This is a genomic window from Paraglaciecola aestuariivivens (assembly GCF_052983255.1).
Genome location: NZ_JBRKBA010000003.1, coordinates 291,609 through 306,140 on the forward strand (window position 1 = coordinate 291,609; position 14,532 = coordinate 306,140).

12 protein-coding genes and 1 tRNA gene are annotated in these 14,532 nt (G+C 40.6%); 5 read left to right on the plus strand and 8 right to left on the minus strand.

Translation table 11 applies throughout. From position 1 onward, the window contains the following. Genes ACVCDT_RS06330 through ACVCDT_RS06345 form a run of 4 tightly spaced genes read right to left on the minus strand, consistent with a single transcriptional unit; the run spans nucleotide 1 to nucleotide 3,833 of the window. A complete protein-coding gene (locus ACVCDT_RS06330) occupies nucleotides 1-999 on the minus strand; it encodes an XdhC family protein (RefSeq protein ID WP_447131923.1) in 999 nt (332 codons plus the stop codon). Then, on the minus strand, nucleotides 992-1,816 hold the full coding sequence (locus tag ACVCDT_RS06335) for an RDD family protein (RefSeq protein ID WP_447131924.1): 825 nt from the start codon (nucleotides 1,814-1,816) through the stop codon (nucleotides 992-994). The genes ACVCDT_RS06330 and ACVCDT_RS06335 overlap by 8 nt, the downstream gene beginning before the upstream one ends. Further along, nucleotides 1,813-2,997, minus strand: a complete 1,185-nt coding sequence (locus ACVCDT_RS06340; RefSeq protein WP_447131925.1) for a vWA domain-containing protein — start codon at nucleotides 2,995-2,997, stop codon at nucleotides 1,813-1,815. Before ACVCDT_RS06340 ends, ACVCDT_RS06335 begins: the two co-directional genes overlap by 4 nt. Continuing rightward, entirely contained in the window at nucleotides 2,997-3,833 is an 837-nt protein-coding gene (locus ACVCDT_RS06345) for an AAA family ATPase (RefSeq protein ID WP_447131926.1), read from the minus strand. The genes ACVCDT_RS06340 and ACVCDT_RS06345 overlap by 1 nt, the downstream gene beginning before the upstream one ends. Before the next feature lie 222 nt (nucleotides 3,834-4,055). Here ACVCDT_RS06345 and cysK point away from each other — a divergent pair, with 222 nt between their 5' ends. Both cysK and ACVCDT_RS06355 read left to right on the plus strand, forming a co-directional pair. Beyond that, nucleotides 4,056-5,021 (plus strand): cysteine synthase A, encoded by a 966-nt coding sequence (cysK, locus tag ACVCDT_RS06350; protein ID WP_447131927.1) that lies wholly within the window; start codon nucleotides 4,056-4,058, stop codon nucleotides 5,019-5,021. A 116-nt stretch (nucleotides 5,022-5,137) separates the two neighbouring features. Then, a complete protein-coding gene (locus ACVCDT_RS06355; protein ID WP_447131928.1) occupies nucleotides 5,138-5,593 on the plus strand; it encodes a hypothetical protein in 456 nt (151 codons plus the stop codon). Between the two features lies 1 nt (nucleotide 5,594). On the opposite strand, the gene ggt is transcribed toward ACVCDT_RS06355, so the two are convergent. Then, on the minus strand, nucleotides 5,595-7,343 hold the full coding sequence (ggt, locus tag ACVCDT_RS06360) for a gamma-glutamyltransferase (RefSeq protein WP_447132019.1): 1,749 nt from the start codon (nucleotides 7,341-7,343) through the stop codon (nucleotides 5,595-5,597). Between the two features lie 153 nt (nucleotides 7,344-7,496). On the opposite strand from ggt, the gene rrtA reads away from it, so the two are divergent. Then, complete coding sequence (gene rrtA / locus ACVCDT_RS06365) at nucleotides 7,497-8,126, plus strand: rhombosortase (protein WP_447131929.1); 630 nt, start codon at nucleotides 7,497-7,499, stop codon at nucleotides 8,124-8,126. Then, nucleotides 8,113-8,535 (plus strand): GFA family protein, encoded by a 423-nt coding sequence (locus ACVCDT_RS06370; RefSeq protein WP_447131930.1) that lies wholly within the window; start codon nucleotides 8,113-8,115, stop codon nucleotides 8,533-8,535. The genes rrtA and ACVCDT_RS06370 overlap by 14 nt, the downstream gene beginning before the upstream one ends. Nucleotides 8,536-8,608: 73 nt before the next feature. Here ACVCDT_RS06370 and ACVCDT_RS06375 read toward each other — a convergent pair whose 3' ends face one another. After that, the gene (locus ACVCDT_RS06375) at nucleotides 8,609-11,095 is read right to left on the minus strand and encodes a S9 family peptidase (protein ID WP_447131931.1); all 2,487 of its coding nucleotides are present in this window, start codon (nucleotides 11,093-11,095) and stop codon (nucleotides 8,609-8,611) included. Between the two features lie 283 nt (nucleotides 11,096-11,378). Here ACVCDT_RS06375 and ACVCDT_RS06380 point away from each other — a divergent pair. After that, nucleotides 11,379-11,455: transfer RNA gene (locus ACVCDT_RS06380), tRNA-Met, on the plus strand. Nucleotides 11,456-11,856: 401 nt separating this feature from the next. On the opposite strand, the gene ACVCDT_RS06385 is transcribed toward ACVCDT_RS06380, so the two are convergent. Beyond that, complete coding sequence (locus ACVCDT_RS06385; RefSeq protein WP_447131932.1) at nucleotides 11,857-12,621, minus strand: SDR family oxidoreductase; 765 nt, start codon at nucleotides 12,619-12,621, stop codon at nucleotides 11,857-11,859. Nucleotides 12,622-12,668: 47 nt separating this feature from the next. Next, nucleotides 12,669-14,474, minus strand: a complete 1,806-nt coding sequence (locus tag ACVCDT_RS06390) for an acyl-CoA dehydrogenase (RefSeq protein WP_447131933.1) — start codon at nucleotides 14,472-14,474, stop codon at nucleotides 12,669-12,671. Nucleotides 14,475-14,532 lie beyond the last annotated feature (58 nt).

A 14,532-nucleotide genomic window follows, 5' to 3' on the forward strand; every position in this document is an offset into this window, starting at 1 on the left:
TTAAATTATTCCACTTATCGATAACCCATCGGCATTTTCGAGTCGCGCATGCGCTTCAGATAACATAGATAAGGCAATAGACTCAGGTAATTCGCCGCCTAATCTTAACCCCATAGGATTAGCCAAAGGTTTAACCATGTTAGATTGGGTTAATCCAGCGAGATCTAATACTCTTTGGGTTCTATGTTGAGGACCTAACAAGCCAACGTATTTAGCCGAACTTTGTTGCACTAAATTCAGCGCCTGTGCATCTAGCTTTATGTTGTGAGTTAAAATAAAACAGGCATCTACTTGCGCTAACCATTTAGCCTGAGTGAGTTGTTCAAAAGGTGTACGAACAATTTCACTGGCCGCGCTAAAGTATTGAGGTTTGGCGTAACCCATTCGAGGGTCTAACAGCAATACTTGCCATCCTAACTCTGCCGCTATAGCCACCACTGGTTTAGCATCCACCCCTGCTCCAAACACTGCTATTAAAGGTGATGGGGTCAGGTTTTGAATAAAATGCGAAGTACTTTGTGTGGTGGTTATTCGAGGCTCAATGCCCTCTGGCTTATTTACAACTTGCCAACTATTAGATGGTTGGGCTTCATCAATTTGCTGTTGATAGCACACAGACTGCCTTTGATTTAAGGCCTGACTTACCTTATCTAAAAACAAATACTGATTTTGTTGATTAACCGGCTGCAATAAAATTCGCACCATGCCACCACAGCCAATCCCTAGCTGCCATGCTAGGTCTTCTTCTTCACGCATGTCATATTTTACTATGCGATTTTGCTGGTCATCCCAACAACGTCTGGCTTGGCGCATAATATCTGACTCTAAACAGCCGCCACTTAATAAGCCAAAATATTGACCCAGATCATTGATCAACATCATGGCCCCAGGTTTGCGATAAGAAGAACCGTCGGTTTCAATAATAGTAGCCAACACCCAGAGTTGAGTATCTTTAGACTTATGCCAATGAGCTAACAGTTGACTAATACGGTTAGCCATCTAATTCACCAGTAGTATGCTGATTAAACTCAACTTTAGGCTTGCGTAGATCTATCACTAAGGTAGCAGAGATTTTGTCTTGAATCGCTTGCCTATTGGGATCCCAATAAATTTGTAAAAAACCACTTAAGCCCGTTGCTATACCCGCGGCATAGCCCCCATAGCGGCCAAAACTTTCCCATAGATTTAAGGGTTGATTGTCTAGTTTTATCACTTTAATTCCTAGTAACTTTTTACCCGGGGTTTGGCCTTTCCACCAAGCGGTAAAGACACTAAAGTAAAAAGTCGCCCAGCCAAACCCTAAGCCCATCTCTGTTACTAAATTGTCGAACCACTCAACCAACGAAAAAGCCTTTTCACCTTCAAATTCTTCTACATCAGTAAGCTCAGGCAAACTAGGGGTGCTGGGTTGCTCACTCACCATAGAAGATAAAGTTTGATCATGTAGCCACACTTCCTCTACCACCTCCTTGGCCACAACAAAGAGCAGCAAGGCCACTAATAAACGCAAGATAATACGTACAAAGTTAAAGCGCTTTTTGGTTTTTAACCGGTTGCCCGCCCTAAAAAAAGCCCAAGCCATCAAAGCTGCAAGTACTGCACTATTTACCTGAGTCAGCAATAAAATAAAAAACAAATCTATACACAGAGCCAAAGCTCGACGAAAAGGCCGCGCTAAAGGCGTGCCTAATAACTCATCAGCCACAAAAAACGCATAAGGAGTAACAATTAGGCGGGTTTCTTTGGCGTTAAGCTTAAGGGGTTCTACTGCTTTTTGTGAGTGTTCTATTAATTGATTGTCCAAGTGAATTGTCATCCATTTCTTTTACTAAGGCATTTAATACCTTCACTTATACCATCTAATGTCAGAGCAAACATGCGTTGTGACATTAGCTCGCGCATGATATTTATTGAGGCATAATACCGCCAATTCGAAGCTGGCTGTGGATTTAGCCAAATGGCCTGATCAAAATGATTGAGTAAACGCTGCATCCACACTGCCCCGGCTTCTTCATTCCAATGCTCTACACTGCCACCTGGGTAGGTTATTTCATAGGGGCCCATGGTTGCATCACCAACAAAAATCAGTTTGTAGTCGCTGCCATATTTATGAATAACATTGCCAATAGGTACAACTTCTCTATCACGCCTTTTATTGTCTTTCCAAACCCCTTCGTACACACAGTTATGAAAATAAAAATACTCTAAATATTTAAACTCACTGTGCACAGCAGAAAATAATTCTTCACACTCTTGAATATGGGCGTCCATAGAGCCCCCCACATCAAAGAACATCAGCACCTTAACCGCATTGTGACGCTCTTGCACCATATGAATATCTAAAAGTCCGGCATTTTTTGCCGTGGCCCCAATGGTATTCGGCATATCTAATTCTTCAGAGGCCCCGGTTCGGGCAAACTTACGCAACTTACGCAAAGCAACTTTGATATTTCTGGTACCTAACTCCACATCGCCCGCTAAGTTTTTAAACTCGCGCTTGTCCCATACTTTAGCTGCAGAAAAGTTTCTATTGCCTTCTTGACCAATACGTACTCCATTAGGGTGATAACCATGGGCACCAAAAGGAGAAGTACCGCCCGTGCCTATCCATTTACTGCCCCGCTGATGACGTTTTTCTTGCTCAGCTAAGCGTTCTTTTAAGGTTTTCATTAACTCTTCAAGCCCACCTAGGGCTTTAATTTGGGCTTTTTCTTCTTCACTAAAATGCCGCTCTAAGGCATTATTTAACCAATCATCTGGAATGTCTTTACCAAACAAATCAATGCTTTGAACCCCTTCAAAATAATCAGCAAAAGCCCGATCAAACTGATCAAACTGGCTTTCGTCTTTTACCATGATCATTTTGGCTAGATAGTAGAAGTCTTCAACACTGGCAAATATCACGCCTTTTTCTAACGCATTTAATAAATCGAGTAACTCACGCAAACTTACCGGTAAACGGTATTCTCGAAGTTTAAAAAAGAAATCTATTAACATTAACGGCGCGCCATAAAGACCAGTTTTTCAAACAAGTGGATATCTTGCTCGTTTTTAAGTAATGCCCCATACAAAGGAGGAATGCTCTGTTTACCGTCTTTGTTTTGTAACACTTCAGGCGGAATATCTTCGGCTACTAACAGTTTTAACCAATCAATCAGCTCTGAGGTACTAGGTTTTTTACGTAAACCTGGCACATCACGCAAACCAAAAAAGCTCTGTAAGGCTTGATTTAACAGAGTCTTCTTAATGTTTGGAAAATGCACATTAACTATTTGGCGCATTTCTTCTGCATCAGGAAATTGAATATAATGGAAAAAACAACGGCGCAAAAAAGCATCGGGTAACTCTTTTTCATTGTTTGACGTAATAATTACTATTGGTCTTTGTTTAGCCTTAACTAACTCTTGAGTTTCGTATACAAAAAACTCCATTTTGTCTAACTCAAGTAACAAGTCATTAGGAAACTCAATGTCTGCTTTATCTATTTCGTCAATCAGCAATATAGTGCGCTTTTCTGCTTCAAAGGCCTGCCATAACTTGCCTTTAACTATGTAATTTGCAATATCATGAACCTTTTCATCACCCAATTGAGAATCGCGTAAACGCGACACTGCATCATATTCGTATAAGCCTTGTTGGGCCTTAGTAGTAGATTTTATATGCCACTGAATTAAGTTGGCATCTAAGCTTTTGGCTAATTCTTCGGCCAACATGGTTTTTCCTGTGCCAGGCTCACCTTTTATTAACAAGGGCTTTTCTAAGGTAATAGCGGCGTTCACGGCTAACTGTAACTCGTGACTGGCGATATAATTTTCTGTTCCTTTAAACGACATGTAAAACCTCAAACTGTATTAACAACTTATTAACCATAAGATATAGCAAAACGGCACGTTGATTTTTGCTTTATGGTCTTAATATTAGCGTTATCATAAAACAGTTTACTCACCTTTATGAATCAATAATATTTATGTGCGCTTATGTTGGGTGATTTAGTTTGACGAAAAACATGGGCGGTTTACACTGTAAAAAAGAAAACCTTAATTAAGGAACAAAGTATGCAAGTTTACGACGACAACTCATTATCTATTGGCAAAACGCCTCTGGTTAAACTTAACCGTGTTACAGGCGGCAATGTTTACGCCAAAATGGAAGCCAGAAACCCAAGCTTTAGTGTTAAGTGCCGCATTGGTGCCAACATGATTTGGGACGCTGAGAAAAAAGGCCTTTTAAAACCAGGATGTGAAATTGTTGAAGCCACCAGTGGTAATACTGGTATTGCACTAGCATTTGTCGCTGCTTCTCGTGGTTATAAGATCACTCTTACTATGCCAAGCTCTATGAGTTTAGAGCGTAGAAAATTATTAAAAGCAATGGGCGCTAACTTAGTATTAACCGAAGCCCCTAAAGGCATGAAAGGCGCAATTGCAGCGGCAGAAGAAATTATTGCATCAGATCCTAAAAAATATATTCCGATGCACCAGTTTGAAAACCCAGCTAACCCTGAAATTCACGAAAAAACCACTGGACCAGAAATCTGGACAGATACCGATGGCAAAATTGATATTTTTGTAGCTGGTGTTGGTACAGGTGGTACCATTTCTGGGGTAAGTCGTTATATTAAAAAGACCCAAGGCAAAGCTATTACCACAGTTGCAGTAGAGCCTACCGATTCACCTGTCATTTCCCAAGCTAAAGCAGGACAAGACTTAACTCCAGGGCCACATAAAATTCAAGGTATAGGTGCAGGTTTTATTCCAGGCAACTTAGATCTAGATTTAGTTGATGCTGTAGAGCAAGTCACTAACGAAGAGTGCATGCAGATGTGCCACAGACTAATGAAAGAAGAAGGCATTTTGGCCGGTATTTCTTCTGGTGCTGCGGTAGTAGCGGCTAAGCGTTGGGCTGAAAAGCCAGAAAACGCTAACAAAAATATTGTGGTAATTTTAGCCAGTGCCTCTGAGCGTTATTTAAGTAGTCCACTATTTGCTGGTGAGTTTTCAGAAGCTGAAAACGTTCAATAATAAGTTTATGCTTTTATAAAAGGTATGAGTATTGACCCCAAGGGAAGCATGGCTTCCCTTTTTTATTGGCTAAAATGCAGTAAGATATAAACAATAAAAGTTTAAGGCAGTTAATTATGCAGCGCGTTTCTATTGTTCATTTAGCTTATTTGATTTTAATTACACTGTTAATCAGTGCATGTGAACCCACTAAACCTAAACAAGGTGGCGGGAAATTTGGCATGTTAGACGACGGCATTCCTGAGTTCGCTGCCATTGAGTTTTTTAATCAAATTTATCACAGTCCAAACATAGACGGCGCACTCAAACTTAGTACCCCTAAAATGCAAAGATTGTTACGCTCTTATCACACTAATAAAGGGGTACAAAAGCATGTATTAAACATGCGATTTGATAAAGTTGCCATCCAACCTAGTACCCGCAGCGCGGGGCGCAATGAATTTGCTAAAAAAGCCAAAATCGCGCTATTTTTTGAAGGCGAATTAGACGGCGATATCTTAAAAGATATGCGAGTCGTTAGATTGGTAAAAATGGATGACGAGTGGCGAGTAGATGAAGTCAGTTTTGACTAAACTACAAGCCCACTGCTACCCCTTCTCTTCTAGGATCGGCCCCACCTATTAGGCCATCTTTAGTAATTTGAATTCCATGTAATCCGCTGTTTAAATCTCGGATCTGCACCTTATGCCCCATTTGCTCTAATTGGGGTTTAAGGGCTTCTATACTGGTGCCTTTTTCTAAGGCAGTGTAATCGTTTCTGTTGGTTATTTTAGGTAGATTAATGGCTTGTTGAATATCTAAGCCCCAATTTAAAACCCCAAGTATGGTTTGTGCAACATAACTCACTATACGACTGCCGCCTGGCGACCCTAGTGCTAATACCAACTCGCCGTCTTTAAATACCATAGTCGGACTCATGGCACTACGTGGACGTTTATTAGGCTCAATACGATTTAACACTGCACGAGATTGTTGATAAGGCACAAAAGAAAAGTCGGTTAACTGGTTATTTAATAAAAACCCATCCACCATTAAGCCTGAGCCAAACGCAAATTCGATACTAGTGGTCATAGACACAGCATTGCCTTCTTTATCTACAATAGTAAAGTGGCTGGTATTGGGCAGCTCATAGGCGTTATTTTTGGCTAAATTAACACTAGGAAAGGGTTTGCCGGCCAACACCCTACCCATATCCTGTTTAAGATCAATTCGTCTAGCTCGGCTTCTTAAATAACTTTTGCTGATCATGGCACTAAAAGGCAAAGGGCTAAAATCACTGTCAGCGATAAACATTTCCCTATCGGCATAGGCTAAGCGCGAGGCTTGAGTAAACAGATGATTAGCTGTTACTGAGTCTATGGCATATTGTTCAATTTTGTAGGCCTCTAAGGTGCGTAATATTTGTAAAACATTTATTCCGCCCGAACTAGGTGGTGGCATGCCGCACACCTGATAAGTTAAATAACCACCACAAACTGCTGAGCGTTTTATGGCTTTATAATCTTGAATATCTTGTTTGGTTAACGAACCTGGATTTATGATGGAAAATTGCACCGCTTTTTCGATATTTTTTGCAATATCCCCCTGATAAAAATTCTCTACCCCGTTTCGCGCAATCATCCCCAAGGTATTCGCTAAAGCTGGGTTTTGCTTTAAGGTGCCAGCTTTTAATGGCTGACCACCAGGATAAAAATATACAGATGATGTACGAAATTGGTTTAAACCTGGATGGATCCGTTTGGCTAACAAAGTGGCTAAACGATGCGAAACCTTAAAGCCGCGCGCGGATAATTGAATACTGTCGTTAAATAATTTAGACCAGGCTAGTTGGCCAAACTCTTGATGCGCTAAGTCTAGTGCTTTTAAAGCGCCTGGTACGCCAACTGAGCGTCCACCTACAACAGCATCTATCCATTTAATAGGTTTACCGTCTTTAATAAAATGATCGATGTTAATATCAGAAGGTGCAGTTTCTCGCCCATCAAAGGCATGCAGTTTTTTGTTTTTATTGTCCCAATACAAAATAAACCCACCGCCGCCAATGCCAGAAGATTGAGGCTCAACTAAGGTTAACATGGCCTGTACAGCTACTGCCGCATCTATGGCACTGCCGCCTTTTTCTAAAATATTATTTCCCGCCCAAGATGCATAGGGATTAGCGGCAACCACCATATACTCTTTAGCTTTAAAGGCGGTTTTGGTTTGCATGCCTGTGGCAGCTTCAGGCTCTCTATCTTCTCTAGGAGGTTTGGCCTCGCTAAAAAATAATGAGGAAACACTTAAGATTAAAACCACCAACAATAAATTTAATCGCACAATTATTCTAAGCCTTAGGAATGAATTACTACATAAATTATGTAGCTAATATTTTAAACCAATCTGTTAACTAATATACCAAGGATCGACTTAGATTGTTTAGATACTCGCGGCAAATTAGTTAACACTTTAGTCTAAAAATTTAGGTAACATAGCCAAATGTTTGTACAATCCTTTAATCCTATGCTTAAAACCTTTAAACCCAGTTACTCCTTAATTGGCCCAGTTACAATTCTTCTCTTTAGTTTATTACTAGCCTTAACTGAACCATTAAGTAGTGAGTTGTTTGCTTACCAAAGTCATTGGATAACAAACGGCCAATGGTGGCGTTTAATTACTGGTCATTTTTTACATACTAACACCACACACTTAACCCTTAATTTGCTTGGACTAGTATTATTGTGGGCCTTACATGGCCAGTATTATTCGTTAAAAGGTTATATTGCAATATGGTTGGCTTTAACCTTAGGTACGGCTACTGGGCTACTAATTTTTGCTCCTAACCTAGTGCATTACGTGGGGCTTTCTGGAGCATTGCATGGTCTTTTTATTATGGGCGCCTATTATGATATTAAACATAAATTACGTTCTGGCTGGCTAATTTTAATTGTTGTGTGGGCTAAAGTGATACACGAACAAATATTTGGTGCGAGTCAGGATGTGGCTGAGCTAATAGAGGCAAATGTCGCCATAGATGCGCATTTATATGGCGCAATTACTGGCACTAGTATAATAATTGTATGCATGGTTTTTACCCGTTTAAAAGGAGAAAAAAATGGCAGAAACTAAAACAGTTTATGGCAGTTGTTTGTGTAAGAAAGTTAATATTACCGCTAAAGACGTGACCCTACATGTGGATGCTTGCCATTGCTCAACTTGCCGAAAATGGTCGGGCGGACCTTTGTTAGCCTTAGACTGTAAAACTCAGGTTAGCTTTACAGACTCCACCTTTATTAAAGTATATGAGTCATCAGAATGGGCTGAGCGTGGTTTTTGCAGTCATTGTGGTACTCATTTATTTTATCGACTCAAACAAAACCAACAATACATTATGCCAGTGGCACTATTTGATATAGAGCAAGGTTTAACCTTTACCACCCAAATATTTATCGAAGAAAAACCCGATTATTATACCTTTGCTAATCAAACTAAAATGATGACTGGCGAACAAGTGTTTAGTGCCTTTTCACAAACCTAACCCTAGAGTAGATGTCAGCGCAAAAAAAAACGCCAATTGTTAAGATTGGCGTTTTTTTAGGACTTAGTTTATTTTACAAATTCGTTTCGAATAATTTATAGATCCTGCGGTACTCGTCTAGCCAAGAGCTAGGTTGCACAAAACCATGGGCTTCTACTGGATAAATCGCGGTTTCAAAGTCTTGCTTTTCTAACTCGATTAAACGTTGAACTAAACGCACTACATCGACAAAAAACACATTGTTATCCACCATAGGTGCATTCATCAACAAGGGATTTTCTAAGCCTTCAGCAAAATAAATCGGCGAACTGCGCTCATAGGCAATAGGATCAACCTCGGGGGTATTAAGAATATTTGAAGTATAACCATGATTATAATGTGCCCAATCACTTACTGGTCTAAGGGCGGCTCCCGCTTTAAACAAATCAGGCGCATTAAACATTGACATAAAGGTTAAAAAGCCTCCATACGAGCCGCCATAAGTACCAACTTTTGCAGCATCTACATCAAGGTTTTCAACTAACCAATTTACCCCATCTTTTAGGTCTTGCACTTCAGGCGTACCCATTTGACGATAAATAGCAGTACGCCAATCGCGGCCATAGCCTGCTGATGCGCGGTAATCCATGTCTAATACTACATAACCTTGTTGCACCAAAAAGTTGTGAAACATAAATTCACGGAAGTAGCCAGACCAGCCTAAATGAGAATTTTGTAAATACCCTGCCCCATGATTAAACACCACGGCTTTTCTTTTACCAGCGCCAAGTTCAGGGCTAGGTGAATACACACGTGAAAAAATTGGCTGACTAGCAAAACTAGACTTAATTGGCACAATATCAGGCGCTTGCCAGTCAATGGCTAAAAATTCAGGGCTGACGGTATAAGTGATTTGTTTAGCTTCATTTTCGCCAATTGTTTGCACAAACAATTCTGGAGGTTGAACTAAGGTTGAATGGGTTAGCAATAAAAGAGTCTCATCTGGACTTAACTGATAGTCGGTCATGCCATTAAGCTCAGTTAAGGCTTCTATTCGGTTAGTTTTAAGATCCACACGATAAATTTCGTAAATGCCAGGGTGCTTTTTATTGGCTTTGAAATACATCTGTTGTTCGTCGGCACTTAAGGTTAACTCGTTTACCTCAAACTGACCTTGAGTAATAGCACGCTCTGCGCCATTAAGCGGTTTAACATACAAGTGAGAATAACCACTTTGTTCCGACAAGTAATATAATTCTTGGGTTTGCTGTAACCAGCCAAAACTATTAAATTTATAGTTTACCCAAGCGTCATCATGTAAACGGTGCTGTGAGACTAACTTGGCATCTTGGATATCAACTGTGGCTATCCATCTGTCTTTGTTATCCCAAGCTTCCAGCATAATTGCTACTTGCTCACCTTGGTTATGCCACACAATAGAGTTTTGCGACCAATACCAATCACTCATTAAATGAATATCACGTGGTAAACGATTTACCTGATATTTTTCACCTTTTAGCTCGGCGTTTTCTCGTTTAACAGCTTGTAATACATCCTCGTTATAGCCAGGTAAGCTATTGTAACTTAATGACTCTTGAGTTTGCTGTTCTAGGTTAACTAACCAAAGGTTGTGTTTTACCGGTTTAGCATCGGCTACACGTTGACGTACTTTCTCGGCTGAAATTCGCCCATCTTCGTTTATGTAATTAGGCATGATGTCACTATCATCACGGCTTGCTCGCTCTGCTTTTTCTGCAAGCACTAACCATTTGCCGTTTGGCGATAAACTTACTGCTACGGTTTCGTGCCCTTTAGGAAAATAAAACTCGTTAGGCGCAACACTTGGGTTTTTAGCTTGAATTTGTTTAGCATGGTTAAATTGCTGGGCTTTTTGTTGGCGTTTTAATGCTACAACTTGGATCAAATTTTGTTGTTGCTCGGCTATGTAGTCTTTTGGTTCATCAACAGCTTTGGGTTGCTCTGCAAATTTCCAACTAGCAAGTTGCTCATACATACCTTGTTCGGGGTGTATGGCATACAAGGCATCACCGCTTTGAAAACTAATGCGGCCATCCAGTAAAAACTTTAAGTTATGCGGCTGTCTGTTGTCTTTAGTCAGTTGCTTAACTTTATTTGTGCTTAGATCTTTAACAAAGATATTACCTTCAAATACCCAAGCGGCCTTATCTTTGCGGTTATTTAACACACGTTTCTCATAGGCATGCAGGTGAAGTTGCTCAAGTGCAACTTGCTCGCCATTGCCTGCTTGATCTAATGGCTTAGTCCATAAATCTTTAACGGGTGACCCTTCGCGCTTTTGCTGATAAAAAACCCTCGAACCATCGTCAGCCCAATAAGCAGACATTGGTTGACGACCTATCCAATCTGGATCGGCCATAATTTGTTCTAAGGTTAACCCTTGAGTGACATTTGTTTTATCTTGATTGCTTAGAGTAGCCATGCTTATGGCGGGCTCTAGCACTTTGGCTGGAGCTTGATTAGCAGTTTGGGTGGCAGAACAAGAAATAAAAATAGCACTAATGCTCACTAGCATTAAATTTTTATTATTCAATTTAAACATTAAGAGAAGCCTTAAACTTAGTAAAAAATTCTAAACATATTAGAACGCAAAACCCCTAGCTTTGGCAAAATATTAAAGTAAAAACATGTGTAATAACTTGTAAATAGTAACTAAGACTATGCCTATTTCAGAGTACTAATTAATGAATGTATGGATGGCATAGATAAAAATATAACAGCTCAGGTGTTAGTCGCTTTGCTGCTTTTATCTGCAGTCTATGGCTTTTTAGCGATCTTTGCTTGCTAACTGTATAGATAGTAGGTATCTTGCGCCTCGAATCGGACGCGGGATGGAGCAGTCTGGTAGCTCGTCGGGCTCATAACCCGAAGGTCGTAGGTTCAAATCCTGCTCCCGCAACCAACCGATTTTTCTAAAATCTCTGAACAAATATAAAAAATATTCGCCCTAGGCTCGCTCTTGTAATCTGCGAAGGTCGTAGGTTCAAATCCTGCTCCCACAACCAACCGATTTCTCTAAAATTTCTGAACAAATATAAAAAACATTCGCCCTAAGGCTCGCTCTTATAATCTGCGAAAGCCGTAAGTTCAAATCCTGCTCCCGCAACCAACCGATTTTTCTAAAATCTCTGAACAAATATAAAAAGTATTCGCCCTAAGGCTCGCTCTTATAATCTGCGAAAGTCGAAGATTCTAATCCTGCTCCCGCAACCAAACGATTTTTCCAATTTATTCTCAGCAAAGATTCTCATGTAAAAAAAGGAGCACTAAAACAGGTTATTCAGTGCTCTATTTACAAGATGGTTAACTTAAATAACCGCCATCAACCACTACTGTTGTGCCTGTTGTATAACTTGATGCATCGGATACTAAATACAATACTGTACCGGCCATTTCTTCTGGTTGCGCAGTTCGACCTAATGGAATTTGCATAAGTGCGGTTTTTAAAATTTTGTCGTTACTGGTTAAGGCTGAGGCAAACTTGGTTTCGGTTAAACCAGGCAACAATGCATTGACTCGAATATTCAGCGGGCCACATTCTTTTGCAAAGGCTTTGGTCATATTGATTACCGCAGCTTTAGTAATGGAATAGATCCCTTGTCCCATTCCTGGGGATATACCGTTAACCGAGGCGGTATTTAATATCACGCCACCACCCTGCTTTTTCATCATTTTTCCGGCAGCGGTAGACATAAAAAAGTAACCACGAATATTCACGTCTACTGTTTTATCGTATGCCGCCAAGTCTGTATCTAAAATATGCCCAAAATACGGATTGGCCGCAGCGTTATTTACTAAAATATCTAAGCGTCCATATTTTAATTTAATATCGGCAAAGGTCTGTTCAATTTGTGCCATTTCGCCAACATGACAGGCCATAGCGTGCGCATCACCACCTTGTTGGCGAATAGCCTCGGCAACGGCTTCGCAGCCGTCTAATTTACGACTAGACACAATGACTCTTGCACCATGAGCGGCTAATAGCTTGGCAATAGCCTCGCCTATGCCTCGGCTTGCCCCTGTTACTAGTGCGACTCGTCCGGTTAAGTCAAACAATGCTTGTTTCATAATAATGTCCTGTTTTAATTGTTTTAGTTAAACTTGTGTAACTCTAGTTAAAACCATTCTGCTTGCATATTGCTGCAACTATCATCCATTTCTTGTAATAGCGTGATGTCTTTTTGCACTGCAGGTAGCTCCCAATTTACAAAGTATTTAGCCGCTTGCACTTTACCTAAATAGAAGGCTTTGTCTGCTTCGCTAAGCTCTGTATTTTTAAGTGCAATTTCGGCTTGATTAGCTTGTCGTGTCCACATCCAACTCATCACTATTTGGGCAAAAACGTTCATAAAACAATTGGCATTAGCCAACAAAATAGGTAGCTCATCTGAACGTAAACCTTTGGCTAATTGTGGCAATAACCCGTGCATGTGTTGCAAATATGGCAATATTTTAGCCACTAAGTTTTGGCTGTGTTGCCCAGACATATTGCTAAAATCTTGCTGCATACGAGCTTGAAGTATTTTTAACCCTGCGCCATCTGCTTGCCATAACTTACGAGTTAACAAGTCTAAGGCTTGAATGCCATTAGTGCCCTCGTGTATTGGATTTAATCTATTATCACGCCAGCATTGTTCCACTGGGTATTCGCGGGTATAACCTGCGCCCCCTAATACCTGTATGGCCAAGTCGTTGGCTTTTGGACCATATTCTGAGGGCCAGGCTTTAACAATAGGTGTTAGTAAATCGAGCAATTCCGAAGCTTGTTGCCGATCTTTTTCATTTTCTAAAGTATGACTATCGTCGACTAATCTGGCTGCATAAAAACATAGGCTCATGGCGCCTTCAACGTAGGCCTTTTGCGCTAACAACATACGCTTTACGTCACCATGTTGAATAATGCTGGCAGGTTTGTCGGTAGGTTTATTATTGGGGGCAACCCGGCCTTGGGTGCGCTCTTTGGCGTATTCTAGTGAGTATTGATAACCACTATAACCTATCATAGCCGCACCAAAGCCCACACCTAAGCGGGCCTCGTTCATCATCAAAAACATATGCCGCAAACCTTGATGTGCTTGCCCAACTAAATAAGCGTGACAATCATCATTTTCCCCAAAACTTAAGGCAGTAGAGGTAGTGCCACGATAGCCCATTTTATGGATCAAACCAGCTAGGGCAACGTCATTTGATTCAGCAGGATTACCTTGTTCATCTAATCTAAATTTAGGTACTGCAAATAAAGAAATTCCTTTCACCCCAGCAGGCGCCCCCTGAATTTTTGCTAAGACTAAATGCACAATATTTTTAGATAAATCATGATCACCGCCAGAGATAAATATCTTGTTGCCTTTTAGTCGGTAGTTTCCATCTGCATGGGGTATGGCAGTGGTATGAATATCAGCTAAGGATGAGCCTGCGTGTGGCTCGGTTAACGCCATAGTGCCAGTAAATTCACCTGCTAACATTTTACCTAAAAAGGCTTGCTTGACTTGCTCTGAGGCAAAATTACGGATCACATTAGCAGCGGCAACAGTTAAAAATGGATAACCTGTAGTTGACGGATTTGCCGCCATAAAATACCCAGCACAGGCAGTCATAATGCTTTCTGGTAGCTGCATGCCGCCTTCTTCAAAATCAAAGCGCCCAGCAATTAAGCCTGACTCTGCATAAGCATCAAAGGCTTCTTTCACCTCTTTTATCATATGCACTTTTTTACCATCAAAGGTAGGCTCGTTGGCATCAGCCTTGGCGTTATGGTTAGCAAACTTATCTGTTGCGATTTTATTCGCTGTAGACAACACTGCATCGAAGGTTTCGCGGTTATGCTCACTAAACCTTTGGCGCTGGCACAAACTTTCTGTGTCTAATACTTCGTATAACTGAAAGGCTAACTCTTTATCTTTAATTAATTGCTGCTGCATCTTGCTGTTCTCGCTTGTTACCCAGTTTTATTAACCTGTAGATCTAATAAGCTTAGAT